Origin of the sequence: Tenacibaculum salmonis, from assembly GCF_041053065.1 — a bacterium.
Taxonomy (GTDB): Bacteria; Bacteroidota; Bacteroidia; order Flavobacteriales; family Flavobacteriaceae; genus Polaribacter; species Polaribacter pacificus_A.
The window spans coordinates 930,001-942,691 of the sequence record NZ_JBFCVV010000001.1 but is presented as its reverse complement, the minus strand read 5'-3'; the positions used below and the strand labels follow the sequence as shown (position 1 = coordinate 942,691).

Annotated in this window: 13 protein-coding genes and 1 rRNA gene (1 of these 14 cut by a window edge); 9 read left to right on the top strand and 5 right to left on the bottom strand. The window is 29.9% G+C overall.

Annotated elements, in window-relative coordinates:
* The first annotated feature begins 17 nt into the window (after nt 1-17).
* Nucleotides 18-194, top strand: coding sequence for a hypothetical protein (locus AB0T67_RS03965; RefSeq protein WP_369219240.1), 177 nt, complete (start codon nt 18-20; stop codon nt 192-194).
* 279 nt (nt 195-473) lie between these two features.
* Here the strand turns inward: AB0T67_RS03965 and gldG are convergent, their stop codons facing one another.
* From gldG to AB0T67_RS03940, 5 genes are read right to left on the bottom strand one after another with little or no spacing between them, the layout of a single operon-like run.
* On the bottom strand, nt 474-2,117 hold the full coding sequence (gene gldG / locus AB0T67_RS03960) for a gliding motility-associated ABC transporter substrate-binding protein GldG (RefSeq protein ID WP_369219239.1): 1,644 nt from the start codon (nt 2,115-2,117) through the stop codon (nt 474-476).
* Complete coding sequence (gene gldF, locus AB0T67_RS03955) at nt 2,110-2,829, bottom strand: gliding motility-associated ABC transporter permease subunit GldF (RefSeq protein ID WP_271231701.1); 720 nt, start codon at nt 2,827-2,829, stop codon at nt 2,110-2,112. Before gldF ends, gldG begins: the two co-directional genes overlap by 8 nt.
* Complete coding sequence (locus AB0T67_RS03950; protein WP_369219238.1) at nt 2,829-3,362, bottom strand: GNAT family N-acetyltransferase; 534 nt, start codon at nt 3,360-3,362, stop codon at nt 2,829-2,831. The genes gldF and AB0T67_RS03950 overlap by 1 nt, the downstream gene beginning before the upstream one ends.
* Nucleotides 3,362-3,658, bottom strand: coding sequence for a putative quinol monooxygenase (locus AB0T67_RS03945; RefSeq protein WP_369219237.1), 297 nt, complete (start codon nt 3,656-3,658; stop codon nt 3,362-3,364). The genes AB0T67_RS03950 and AB0T67_RS03945 overlap by 1 nt, the downstream gene beginning before the upstream one ends.
* A gap of 4 nt (nt 3,659-3,662) precedes the next feature.
* Nucleotides 3,663-4,526 (bottom strand): SAM hydrolase/SAM-dependent halogenase family protein, encoded by an 864-nt coding sequence (locus AB0T67_RS03940; protein WP_369219236.1) that lies wholly within the window; start codon nt 4,524-4,526, stop codon nt 3,663-3,665.
* 132 nt (nt 4,527-4,658) lie between these two features.
* Between AB0T67_RS03940 and AB0T67_RS03935 the strand changes: the two genes are divergently transcribed.
* From AB0T67_RS03935 to AB0T67_RS03900, 8 genes are all read left to right on the top strand, one after another.
* Nucleotides 4,659-5,612, top strand: a complete 954-nt coding sequence (locus tag AB0T67_RS03935; RefSeq protein WP_369219235.1) for a PhoH family protein — start codon at nt 4,659-4,661, stop codon at nt 5,610-5,612.
* A gap of 177 nt (nt 5,613-5,789) precedes the next feature.
* Entirely contained in the window at nt 5,790-6,737 is a 948-nt protein-coding gene (locus AB0T67_RS03930; RefSeq protein WP_369219234.1) for a phosphoribosylaminoimidazolesuccinocarboxamide synthase, read from the top strand.
* Nucleotides 6,730-7,140, top strand: a complete 411-nt coding sequence (locus AB0T67_RS03925; protein ID WP_369219233.1) for a glyoxalase — start codon at nt 6,730-6,732, stop codon at nt 7,138-7,140. The genes AB0T67_RS03930 and AB0T67_RS03925 overlap by 8 nt, the downstream gene beginning before the upstream one ends.
* Nucleotides 7,118-8,305 carry an enoyl-ACP reductase FabV gene (gene fabV / locus AB0T67_RS03920; protein WP_369219232.1) on the top strand — a complete coding sequence of 396 codons (1,188 nt, stop codon included), beginning with the start codon at nt 7,118-7,120 and terminating at the stop codon, nt 8,303-8,305. Before AB0T67_RS03925 ends, fabV begins: the two co-directional genes overlap by 23 nt.
* 81 nt (nt 8,306-8,386) lie before the next feature.
* Nucleotides 8,387-8,857: a hypothetical protein gene (locus AB0T67_RS03915; protein WP_369219231.1), complete on the top strand. Its 471-nt coding sequence runs from the start codon at nt 8,387-8,389 to the stop codon at nt 8,855-8,857.
* A 126-nt stretch (nt 8,858-8,983) separates the two neighbouring features.
* The gene (locus tag AB0T67_RS03910) at nt 8,984-10,237 is read left to right on the top strand and encodes an aminotransferase class I/II-fold pyridoxal phosphate-dependent enzyme (RefSeq protein ID WP_369219230.1); all 1,254 of its coding nucleotides are present in this window, start codon (nt 8,984-8,986) and stop codon (nt 10,235-10,237) included.
* A 108-nt stretch (nt 10,238-10,345) separates the two neighbouring features.
* Nucleotides 10,346-11,071: a DUF4294 domain-containing protein gene (locus AB0T67_RS03905; protein WP_369219229.1), complete on the top strand. Its 726-nt coding sequence runs from the start codon at nt 10,346-10,348 to the stop codon at nt 11,069-11,071.
* A 732-nt stretch (nt 11,072-11,803) separates the two neighbouring features.
* Nucleotides 11,804-12,691: ribosomal RNA gene (locus AB0T67_RS03900) — 16S ribosomal RNA — on the top strand; it runs 630 nt beyond the window's last position.

Sequence of the window (12,691 nt, the reverse complement as noted above, 5' to 3'; positions counted from 1 at the left end):
TTTAAAGACTATATAACATGAAAGAAAAAAATATTACTGAAAATATAGATCGTAAAGAAGCTTTAAAAAAGATAGGAAAGTACGGAAAATACACTGCATTAACTGCTTTGGGTACGTATTTAATTTTAAATCCTCAAAAGGCTCAAGCAGGTTCACCGCCTATAGGTGGTGGACCAGGAGATGGGAGTTTTTAAAAATTATTTTGGTTTTTGTTTGTTTGAAAAGGGGAAAGTTGCTATTCCTTAATGATTAAACGAGTTGTCATTTGGCAACTCGTTTTTTTGTGCTTTGTTATAAAACTAATTTTGTTTTTTAGTGAATAATATTTAAAATTGATAAATAATAATAATTAGAAGCAATTTCCCGCTTTCCGCACTCGCTTTTTTTTGAAGAAAAATCAAAAAAAGAGCTCAAACAAATGCTTCAATCGGGGCTAGGCTTTTTTTATCATTTAATAAATATGCTAAATATTATTATTTAGCATATTTCTTTTTTCTTAAATAATTAAAACCAAATCCGAATAAACCAAGTAAAATTAATGGAACACCGATATTTATAAATTGCCAAAAGCGTTTTTCAGTATATGCTTTTTGTTTATCTAATAAATTAATAGTGATTGATTTATTTCGTAAATTAATTAAACCAGTATCATCAAGTAAATAATCGATTGTATTTATTAAAAATGCTTTGTTTCCAAATTGTTCACCTGTCCATTTATCTAATGATAAATCGTGTGGTTTTCCTTTTAAAATTTGATTTCTACCAACATCACCATCAGCAATTACTACCATTTTATTAGCCTTACTTTCTGATTTAAAAAGAGCTGTATTAAATGGTTTTGTTCTGTTTTTATATGCAGAATTAAATTTTCCTTCTAATAAAACAGCTAAAAGTTGTGAACCTCTATTGTATTCTTTTTCTTTAGGTTGCTTTGCAATACTTTGTAATTGAACAAAATTAGGAGTTCCTATTTTTTTTGTTAATACTGATGTTACCAATAAAGGTGTTTTTTTTAGATTTCCTTTTAAGGTGTCTATTTGTGTTGTAAATCGAAAACGAACAGGAGCAAGGTTTTTAGTAATTGAATGATTTGGGTTTCCATTTACTAACGGATGATAAAACCAATTTAAGTGTTGGAATTGTGCTTGATTCCCTAAATTACCTGTTGCTAAAGGAATTTTAGCCGAATATAAATCTTGAATTAATTTGTTATTAATACGAACTTGATAACTAAATAATAAATCGGTTAGGTTTAAATCACGAGGAAAAGCTAACATTTTTCCTGTATCGTATAAACTATCGGTATCTGCATAGTTTGTGTCAACCATCCATAAAGTTTTACCGCCGTTTGTAATAAACTGATCAAGAGTAAATTTTTCTTGTTCGGTAAAACGTTCCGTAGGTTTTGCGATAATAGCTAAATCGTATTTAGTTAAATCATTAATTGTTTTTTGTGGATTTTTAGCAACGCTATCTAAAGTAAATTTTGCTAAATGATATTTTTTACCAACTTCACTTAATAAGCTGTATAAATGAATATCTCCTAATTCGCCGTTACCAGCAATTACAGCAATTTTTTGTTTTTCTTTTGTTGTGATATTATGTATCACATTCGCAAAAGAGTATTCTAATTTTTCAATAGCTTGTTGTAGTTGTGATTCTTGAGTTTTTGCAACGGTGTTTGGCAATAAAGAAACGAGTTCTGTTTTTTGACCGATGCTAATTTCTGCCCAAGGAAAAATAATAGCTTCGGATAATTTGCCATCTTCTTCAACAGTTAATTGACTCGGAAGCATTCTTTTTTTAATTAGACTTTCGCGAATATTAGCAGGATTTATAAATCGAAATTGAACATTTGAATTTGTTGCTTTTAATTCTTCTAAAAACTGACGAGTTTCAGTTTGTAAGCGTTTAAATTCAGCAGGAAAATCACCTTCTAAATATACTTTTATAAAAATAGGACTCTCTAATTTATTTAATAATGATTCGCTAATTTCAGAAATTGTATAGCGTTTATCTTGAGTTAAATCGAATCTTTTATAAACTGAATTAGAAAGATAATTTATCAAAAATAATCCGAAGAAAGCAAGCGTGATATGTTGTAGCTTTTTATTCATTTTTTAATTGTTGTTTGGTGATGAATAAAAAGAAAAAAGTAACAGTAATAAAATAAATAACATCGCGAGTATCTACAACGCCACGACTAATACTTTTAAAATGTTCGTTCATTCCAAATTGTTGTAGTGTATATCCTGAATTTCCGAAAGACTCACTTAGAGCGTCAAATCCGTAGAATAAAATAAAAGTAATAAAGATGCCTAAAATAAAAGCTACAATTTGATTTTTAGATAATGTAGAAGTAAATAAACCAATAGCAGTATAAGTTGATGCTAAAAATAATAAGCCTAAATATGAGCCAATTGTACTACCAATATCTAAATTACCAACAGGGTTTCCGAGTGTGTAAACGGTGTAAACATATGTTAAAGTCGGAATTAATGCAATACAAACTAATAGTAATACTGCGGTAAATTTCCCTAAAACAATTTGCCAATCAGTTAGTGGTTTTGTCTTTAATATTTCAATAGTTCCGCTGTTAAATTCATCAGCAAAACTTTTCATGGTAATTGCAGGAATCAAAAATAAAAATAACCAAGGCGCTAAATAAAAGAACGAACTTAAATCAGCAAAACCAGCATTTAAAATATTGAAAGTATCTTTAAAAACCCATAAAAATAAACCATTTACGAGTAAAAACACCCCAATAACTAAGTAAGCTATTGGGGATGAAAAAAATGAGTTAACTTCTTTTTTAAGTATAGGGTACATTATTTTTGTGTTATGTCGAGACGAAAAATATGATTGTCTTCAAATAAATCATCTTTTCTGCCTGATTGTAAAATAAATTGGTGTTTTTCTAATAACGCTGTTGAATCACTATTATTTTGATGAGTAAAAGCTTCAATAGTTTTTAATTGTAAAGTATCCGTATTAAATTCTAAAACAGTTTTCATACTTTCATCCATGAAACCTTCTTTTTGATAATCAGGATTTAATTCATAGCTAATTTCTGCATAACTGTTTTCTAAATCAATAGCATGAAGATCAATTGTACCAACAATAGTATTGGTTTTAGCTAATTGTATTGCCCAAAAAACACAGTTTTCTGTTTCAAATCCATCTAAACAAGTTTGGATAAAAGCTTCTGCATCATTTAAATTTTTAGGGGTTTCTCTAGTAATCAATTTATTTATTGATTTATTAGAGCGCAATTTAAAAATAGCTCTTTTATCTTTTAAAGATAATTGGCGTAATGTTAATCTTTCGGTAGAAAGTTCTGGGAAAATTGTAGGGTAATTCATTATCGTAAACTTATGGTTTTATCAACACTCCAAGCTAGAGGTTTATCATTAAATAAAATTTTTGTTTGTGCCCAAATGTCTTTAAATAAATTAGAATTTCGATAATTTTCTAAATCTTGTTCGGATTCCCAATAACTATAGGTGAAAAAAATATCAGAATTTGTTTTATCTCTATATAGCTCTAACAAACTACAACCAGGTGCATTCCTTATATATTCTTTTTTAGCATTAAAATTAGCTAAAAATTCGTCAATTTTATCTGAATGAAAACTCATTTTTACAATTCGTACGAACATGGTTTTAATTTTTAGCTGTAAATTTAGCACTAGGAATGGCTTCAAATTCAATGGTAATAGTATCTCTATATCCTAAACCTAATAAAGTAGAAGCGCCTCCAACGGTGTTTAAATTACTTCGATAAATAGCAATTTCTAAAAAACCTGAGGAATTAAAGATAGCTAATTTTTCGCCATCATAGTTTCTTTTTTCTTTCGATATAGAATAATCCACAATTTCGTTATAACGTTTGTAAATTTTAGTAAAGTTATATCGTTTGGCTGTAATTATAAAATTACGTCCTTTTCCTACAGATTTGAAAAGTTTTTTATTGATATTCGTAATTACGTTTCCATAATTATCAATATAAATAATTCCTCCAATAATAACATTTTTATGTTTATTTATTTTTGGTTGAATTTCAACACTATTTTTATAAGAGTTTATTTCTTTACCAATAATATTTAAGCTACCACCACGAGCAATGTGTGATGCTACATATACAAAAACATCTAAAACAGGAAAACTAGTTTCAATATGGTTATGAATATTTATTTCAACAATTTTTGTCGGGTTTATATCTGAAGTAATCATTGAAATTAAGCCGTTATCAGGACAAATAAAATAATGATTATCTAATTCAACAGCTATATGTTTGTTTTCAACACTTAATTCAGAATCTACACCAATAATATGTATTGTTTTATCAGGAAAGCTTTTATAGGTGTTTTTTAAAATGTAAGCTGTTTCGGTAATATTAAAAGGTGTTATATGATGCGTAATATCAACAATTTTTGCATCAGGTAATTCACTATAAATAGCTCCTTTTACTGCACCTACAAAGTGGTCTTTTGTTCCAAAATCGGTTGTCAAAGTAATTAGAGACATTAAATATAATAGCGTATTAATTATTTGTTAAGTAGTTTACTCAAAATAGTAAACTAAATTTTATAGCGAAATTACGTAATTCAATAAAAATAATCATTATTTTTAAAGTGAATAATTTAAAACAGATATCATTTGAACGAACGTACCATTGAATTAACAGAAATCGATCCAAATGAATTTTTTGGAGCGCAAGATAGCACTATTACGGAGCTAAAAAAGTATTTTCCTAAAGTTAAAATTGTAGCAAGAGGAAATAAATTAAAATTATACGGAGATCCTGAAATTTTAGATGAGCTAGAAAAACGGTTAGAAATGCTAATTAAATACTTTAATAAGTATAATAAATTAGATGAAAACAGTATTGAGCGCGTTTTAACAGCAACAGGAAAGGAAGAAGATATTCGTAAATCGGGTAAAATTGAAGGTGTTTTAGTACACGGAGTTAATGGTAATTTAATAAAAGCACAAACTTCAAATCAGCGTAAAATGGTTGACTTGATGAGTAAAAATGACATGCTATTTGCAGTAGGTCCTGCGGGAACAGGTAAAACTTATACTGCTGTTGCATTAGCTGTAAAAGCATTAAAAGATAAAGACGTGCGTAAAATAATATTAACACGTCCTGCTGTGGAATCTGGCGAAAATTTAGGTTTTCTTCCAGGTGATTTAAAAGAAAAACTAGATCCGTATATGCAACCTTTATATGATGCGTTGCGTGATATGATTCCTCATGAAAAATTAGAATCACATATTGAAAAAGGAATTATACAAATTGCTCCGTTAGCATTTATGCGTGGGCGTACTTTAGATAATGCTTTTGTTATTTTAGATGAAGCTCAGAATACGACTCATAATCAGATGAAAATGTTTCTAACAAGAATGGGAAAGAATGCTAAATTTATCATAACAGGAGATCCTGGGCAAATAGATTTACCTCGTAAACAAGTTTCTGGATTGAAAGAAGCTTTGTTAGCTTTAAAAGATATCGGAGGTATTGCACAAGTATATCTTGATGATAAAGATGTAGTACGTCATCGATTGATAAAGAAAATAATTAAAGCTTATAAAAGTATAGAGACAGAATAGTTTTTAAGCATTGTTAAAAATAGCATTCATAACTTTTTTAAGGAATATAGCTTTGACGATTCTAATTTTAGAATTGTCATTTTTATGTTTATCTCTCTTTTGTATTCTTTATCAGAAAGAAATAAAAAAGAAAAATAAATAACATATTTTTGCATTGAACAACACAACAAAGAAAGCATGAATACAATTAACGAAACGAACTTTCAATTTCCAAAGCAAAAGTCAGTTTATAAAGGTAAAGTAAGAGAGGTTTATAATATAGATGATGAGTTATTAGTAATGATAGCTTCTGATAGATTATCTGCTTTTGATGTAGTTTTACCACGTCAAATTCCTTATAAAGGGCAGATTTTAAATCAAATTGCTACAAAAATGATGAACGAAACAGCTGATGTTGTTCCGAATTGGTTGCACGCAAACCCTGATGAAAACGTAGCAATAGGGCATTTATGCGAACCTTTTAAAGTAGAGATGGTAATTCGTGGTTATATGTCTGGTCATGCAGCGCGTGAATATAAAGCTGGTAAAAGAGTTTTATGCGGTGCTACAATGCCTGAAGGAATGAAGGAAAATGATAAATTTCCAACACCAATAATTACACCTTCAACAAAAGCTGAAAATGGTGATCACGATGAAGATATTACTCGTGAAGAAATTTTATCTAAAAATGTAGTTTCAGAAGAAGATTATGTCGTTTTAGAAAAATATACAAGAGATTTATTTCAAAGAGGAACAGAAATAGCAGCTTCTCGTGGCTTAATTTTAGTAGATACTAAATATGAATTTGGTAAAACTAAAGAAGGTAAAATTGTTTTAATTGATGAAATTCATACTCCAGATTCTTCTCGTTATTTTTATGAAGAAGGATATGCTGAACGTCAAGAAAAAGGTGAAAGCCAAAAGCAATTATCAAAAGAATTTGTGCGTCAGTGGTTAATCGAAAATGATTTTCAAGGAAAAGACGGACAAGCAATTCCTGAAATGTCAGACGAAAAAGTAATCGAAATTTCAAACAGATATATTGAATTATACGAGCAAATTACAGGTGAAAAATTTGTAAAAGCAAGTACTGAAAATGTATTAAATCGTATTGAAAAAAATGTTGTCAATTTTTTAAATGGATAACAATAAAATAAGTATTCGTCCCGTATTAAATTTATCCTCTGAAATTCCTGTAGAAGATTTTCAAAATAAAACAATACGACCAATTTTAAAATTACAGCACGACCTTATTTTACAATTTTTTATCTTTTTCTGTAAGAATCAAAAAGTAGATATTATAAATATCGAAAAAGAAAAATTTAATAAAGCGGTGAATAATATCACCAAAAAAAATATAAATTTAAAAAATCAGTTTTTAGGATTAATTATAGGGCAGTTTACCGTTGGTGAATTTGAATTTTATAAAGACAATAATACTGATATTAATAAAAGAATTTTAACGATGATTGGGCAACGAATAAAAGACAGCCAATCAGAAATTAAAAGTTTTAAAACAAACAATAATGATAATAGAACCAAGAACTAGAGGGTTTATTTGTTTAACATCTCATCCAACGGGTTGTGAGCAAAATGTAAAAGATCAAATAGCATACGTACAAGCTAAAGGAAAAATTGAAGGAGCAAAAAAGGTATTAGTTATCGGAGCTTCAACAGGTTTTGGATTAGCATCAAGAATATCAAGCGCATTTGGTTCAGATGCTGCGACAATTGGTGTTTTCTTTGATAAACCAGCTACTGCTGGTAGACCAGGATCTCCAGGTTTTTATAATACTGCTGCTTTTGAAAAAGAAGCAACAAAAGCAGGATTATATGCAAAAAGTATCAACGGAGATGCTTTTTCAAACGAAATAAAAGAACAAGTTGTTAACTTAATCAAAGAAGATTTAGGTCAAATCGATTTAGTTATTTATAGTTTAGCATCACCAGTAAGAACGCATCCTGTATCAGGAAAACGTTTTAAATCGGCTTTAAAGCCAATTGGAGAAGTTTTTACTAATAAAACAGTAGATTTTCATACAGGAAATGTATCTGAAATTTCTATAAATCCTGCCGAAGGCGAAGATGTTGCCAATACGGTAACCGTTATGGGTGGTGAAGATTGGAAAATGTGGATGGATGCTTTACAATCTGAAAACTTATTATCAGAAGGAGCTACCACAGTTGCATATTCTTATATTGGTCCTGAAGTAACAAAACCAGTATACAGAAACGGAACAATTGGAGCGGCTAAAGATGATTTAGAAGCAACAGCTTTTACTATTTCTGATGATTTAAAATCAATAGGAGGTAAGGCATATGTTTCAGTAAATAAAGCATTAGTAACACAGGCAAGTTCTGCTATTCCTGTAATTCCGTTATATATTTCATTATTATATAAAATAATGAAAGAAAAAGGAATTCATGAAGGGTGTATCGAGCAGATTCAACGTTTATATAGCCAACGTTTATTTGGTGGCGATTTAGATTTAGATGCTAAAGGAAGAATCAGAATTGACGATTGGGAAATGCGTGAAGATGTACAAGCTGAAATTGCTGAGTTATGGAAAAATGCAACGACTGAAAATTTAACTGAAATTGGTGATTTAGAAGGATACAGTACTGAATTCTTTAAATTATTTGGTTTTAAAGTTGATGGAGTTGATTATGATGCAGATGTTAACGAAATAGTTAACGTTCCAAGTATTCAGTAAATCAATAAAAAATAAATTGAAAGCCTCACAGATATTATGTCTGTGAGGTTTTTTACTTATATTGAGTTTTTAAATTAAATTATGGAAACAGCTACAATTAAAGCATTAAAAGATGAATTAAAACATCAAAATACAAATCAATTATTAGAATTATGTTTGAAATTAGCTCGATTCAAAAAAGAAAATAAGGAGTTACTTACCTATTTATTGTTTGAATCTGATGATGAAGAGCGTTACATTTTAAGTATAAAAAATGAAATTGATGTGTTATTTGAAAACATTAATACTAAAAGTTATTTTTTTATCAGAAAAAGTGCTAGAAAAATATTAACAATAACTAAAAAATATATTCGCTTTTCAAAGAAAAAAGAAACCGAAGTAGAGTTACTTATATATTATTGTGTAAAACTTAAAAATTTTGCACCTTCAATAAAAAATAGCCCACGATTACAAAGTATATTAACAACTCAAATAAAGTTGATAGAAAAATTATTAACAGGACTTCATGAAGATTTACAATATGATTATCGAATAGAGCTAGATAAATTATAAAATGACAATATAACTTCTGTCTTAATCTATTTATATCATATTCTGAAAAATAATCAACTAGTTAACAATTTTGAAAATCTCTTAAAAATCGTTATTTTTGCAGCTAATAAAATTACAAAAGTAACAATGACTAAAGATTTATTTGAAAGAATTAAAGATGATAAAGGGCCTTTAGGGAAATGGGCTGATAAAGCAGAAGGGTATTTTGTTTTTCCTAAATTAGAAGGGCCAATTTCTAATAGAATGTCTTTTAACGGAAAAGAAGTAGTTACTTGGAGTATTAATGATTATTTAGGTTTAGCAAATCATCCAGAGGTTTTAAAAGTCGATGGAGAATCAGCAGCTACTGACGGATTAGCATATCCAATGGGAGCACGTATGATGTCTGGTCATACAAAATATCATGAGCAATTAGAACAAGAATGTGCCGAATTTGTAGAAAAAGAAGCATCTTATTTAGTAAACTTTGGTTATCAAGGAATGGTTTCGGCTATTGATGCTTTAGTAACTAAAGATGATATTATTGTTTATGATATGGATACTCATGCTTGTATTATAGACGGTGTTCGTTTACATGCGGGGAAACGTTTTGTGTACAGACACAACGATATTGAAAGTTGTGAGAAAAACTTAAAAAGAGCCGTTAGAATGGCTGAAAAAACTGGTGGAGGAATTTTATTAATTTCTGAAGGAGTTTTTGGTATGCGTGGTGAGCAAGGTCGTTTAAAAGAAATTATAGCGTTAAAAGAAAAATATAACTTCAGAATTTTAGTTGACGATGCTCATGGTTTCGGAACTTTAGGTGAAGGAGGAAAAGGAACTGGTTTTGAACAAGGTGTGCAAGAAGGTATCGATGTTTATTTTGCAACATTTGCAAAATCTATGGCTGGTATTGGAGCTTTTTTCGCAGGAGATAAAGATGTAATTCAGTATTTACAATATAATATGCGTTCGCAAATGTTTGCTAAATCGTTACCAATGCCAATGGTAAAAGGAGCATTAAAGCGTTTAGATATGTTACGTACTATGCCTGAGTTAAAAGAAAACTTATGGAAAATAACTAATTCATTACAGTCAGGTTTACGTAATGCTGGTTTCGATTTAGGAACTACGCAAACATGTATTACTCCAGTATTTTTAAAAGGTGAAATTCCTGAAGCAATGGCAATGGTTCAAGATTTACGTGAAAATCACGCTGTATTTTGTTCAATAGTTGTGTATCCTGTAATACCAAAAGGATTAATTATTTTAAGATTAATTCCAACAGCAAGACACACAGAACAAGATGTTGATGATACAATAGTAGCATTTTCAGCAATTAGAGAAAAATTAGAAAACGGAACTTATAAGCAAATAGCAGAAGTTATTATGGCTGAATAATTTTACCTAAATAATAAATACAGAAAAACTCATGAAATATTTCATGAGTTTTTTGTTTTAAAAAAGAAACGAATACCTTTATCTTTGAATTTCTTTCTGATAGTAAAAATGAAAAAAATCATATACATATATATTATATTATTTACTTATGTTTCTGTAGGTCAAATAAAAGATACACTTCCGAGTTTAAATGAAGAGTATTTTTTATTGAAAAATGGAGATAGTTTAATGATAACTTTAAAAGAAGTTGCGGTTTTTCCAAAACATAAATTTAAAAATAAATCAGATATTAATTATTATTATTGGTTTCGAAAAAAAGTTTTTAAAGCATATCCTTATGCTGTTTTAGCTTCAAAAAAAATAGATAGCGTAGCAGTTCATTTATCTAAAATAACTTCAAAAAGAAAAAAAAGAAGATATATAAAGAAAACGCAAAAATACTTACAAGAAGAATTAACAGCGCCATTAAAAAAATTAACAAGAACTGAGGGGCGCTTGTTATTAAAGTTAATTCATCGTCAATCTGGTAAAACGGCGTTTAATAATATTAAAGATTTACGAAGTACTTGGAAAGCTTTTTGGTACAATACAACAGCAAATGTTTTTAAGTTGTCATTAAAGAGTGAATATCAACCAGAAATAAAAAATGAAGATTTTTTAATAGAAGATATTTTACAACGTGCATTTATTGATGATAAATTAGAATATCAAGTTCCAAAATTAAAAAAAGATTATAAAAATATTGTGTCTAAAGGTAGGGGAGATATAAATGTAGAAGTTTACAAAGAACTATTTGTGAAAATACGAAAAAGACGTGCCAGAAAAAACAAGTAAAAAAATATTTTTTAGCAGCAATTTCCCGCTTTCCGCACTCGCTTTTTTTATTTTTCGAAAGAAAAAAATAAAAAAGAGCTCAAACAAATGCTTCAATCGGGGCTAGGCATTCGTACAAAACGATTATAATTCCTTATTTTATTGATTATTTAGAAGTTTTTAGAAGAGTTTTCAAAAAATAAAAAGGTGTAAAACTACAGGTAAATCAATATAAAATCGATTTTAAATTAAAGTAATCAAATAGTAATAAAAAATATTGATTTTAAGTTATTGAAAAATAGATAATTAAATAATAGTTTGAAAATAAATCAAAAAAGGTACTTGCTGTTCGAATAAAAGGACGTAGATTTGCAACCGCTAACGGAAAAATGCAAATTTAATAAGTTAGCAAAAGTTCATTAAAATATCGGTAAATAACACATTAATAAAATGTAAAAAATAAGTTAAGTTTAACTTGTTTAGAACAAATAAAAGAATGTATATTTGCAACCGTTTTAAGAAAATAATTAAAGCACAACGATAAAGAGATTTGGAAATGACAATAATATGTCAGTTAGTTCGATTCTAACATTTCTACAAAAAATGATAAGTGTAACTTATCTCTGGTTTTTTTAAGAAAACTAGGTTCATTGAAAATATTGAAATTGACAGCGTAAATAAGAGTAGAATAACCACAATTTCTAACGAAGTTAAATTCTTTTGAAACTTATTCATTAATATTATTTAAAATATACAATGAAGAGTTTGATCCTGGCTCAGGATGAACGCTAGCGGCAGGCTTAACACATGCAAGTCGAGGGGTAACAGGTAGCTTGCTATGCTGACGACCGGCGAACGGGTGCGTAACGCGTATAGAATCTGCCTTGTACAGGAGGATAGCCTTTAGAAATGAAGATTAACACTCCATAATGTAATTTGATGGCATCATTAAATTATTAAACATTTATGGGTACAAGATGACTATGCGTCCTATTAGCTAGATGGTGAGGTAACGGCTTACCATGGCGACGATAGGTAGGGGGTCTGAGAGGATTATCCCCCACACTGGTACTGAGACACGGACCAGACTCCTACGGGAGGCAGCAGTGAGGAATATTGGTCAATGGAGGCAACTCTGAACCAGCCATGCCGCGTGCAGGATGACTGCCCTATGGGTTGTAAACTGCTTTTATACAGGAAGAAACCGTGCTACGTGTAGCGCCTTGACGGTACTGTAAGAATAAGGACCGGCTAACTCCGTGCCAGCAGCCGCGGTAATACGGAGGGTCCGAGCGTTATCCGGAATCATTGGGTTTAAAGGGTCCGCAGGCGGTCAATTAAGTCAGAGGTGAAATCCCATCGCTCAACGATGGAACTGCCTTTGATACTGATTGACTTGAGTTATATGGAAGTAGATAGAATAAGTAGTGTAGCGGTGAAATGCATAGATATTACTTAGAATACCGATTGCGAAGGCAGTCTACTACGTATATACTGACGCTGAGGGACGAAAGCGTGGGGAGCGAACAGGATTAGATACCCTGGTAGTCCACGCCGTAAACGATGGATACTAGTTGTTGGACTTCGGTTCAGTGACTAAGCGAAAGTGATAAGTATCCCACCTGGGGAGTACGGTCGCAA

Excerpts from the sequence above, each read along its gene's own strand:
- AB0T67_RS03965 (WP_369219240.1), top strand. The coding sequence starts at position 18 with ATGAAAGAAAAAAATATTACTGAAAATATAGATCGTAAAGAAGCTTTA.
- gldG (WP_369219239.1), bottom strand. The coding sequence starts at position 2,117 with ATGAATAAAAAGCTACAACATATCACGCTTGCTTTCTTCGGATTATTT.
- gldF (WP_271231701.1), bottom strand. The coding sequence starts at position 2,829 with ATGTACCCTATACTTAAAAAAGAAGTTAACTCATTTTTTTCATCCCCA.
- AB0T67_RS03950 (WP_369219238.1), bottom strand. The coding sequence starts at position 3,362 with ATGAATTACCCTACAATTTTCCCAGAACTTTCTACCGAAAGATTAACA.
- AB0T67_RS03945 (WP_369219237.1), bottom strand. The coding sequence starts at position 3,658 with ATGTTCGTACGAATTGTAAAAATGAGTTTTCATTCAGATAAAATTGAC.
- AB0T67_RS03940 (WP_369219236.1), bottom strand. The coding sequence starts at position 4,526 with ATGTCTCTAATTACTTTGACAACCGATTTTGGAACAAAAGACCACTTT.
- AB0T67_RS03930 (WP_369219234.1), top strand. The coding sequence starts at position 5,790 with ATGAATACAATTAACGAAACGAACTTTCAATTTCCAAAGCAAAAGTCA.
- AB0T67_RS03925 (WP_369219233.1), top strand. The coding sequence starts at position 6,730 with ATGGATAACAATAAAATAAGTATTCGTCCCGTATTAAATTTATCCTCT.
- fabV (WP_369219232.1), top strand. The coding sequence starts at position 7,118 with ATGATAATAGAACCAAGAACTAGAGGGTTTATTTGTTTAACATCTCAT.
- AB0T67_RS03915 (WP_369219231.1), top strand. The coding sequence starts at position 8,387 with ATGGAAACAGCTACAATTAAAGCATTAAAAGATGAATTAAAACATCAA.
- AB0T67_RS03910 (WP_369219230.1), top strand. The coding sequence starts at position 8,984 with ATGACTAAAGATTTATTTGAAAGAATTAAAGATGATAAAGGGCCTTTA.
- AB0T67_RS03905 (WP_369219229.1), top strand. The coding sequence starts at position 10,346 with ATGAAAAAAATCATATACATATATATTATATTATTTACTTATGTTTCT.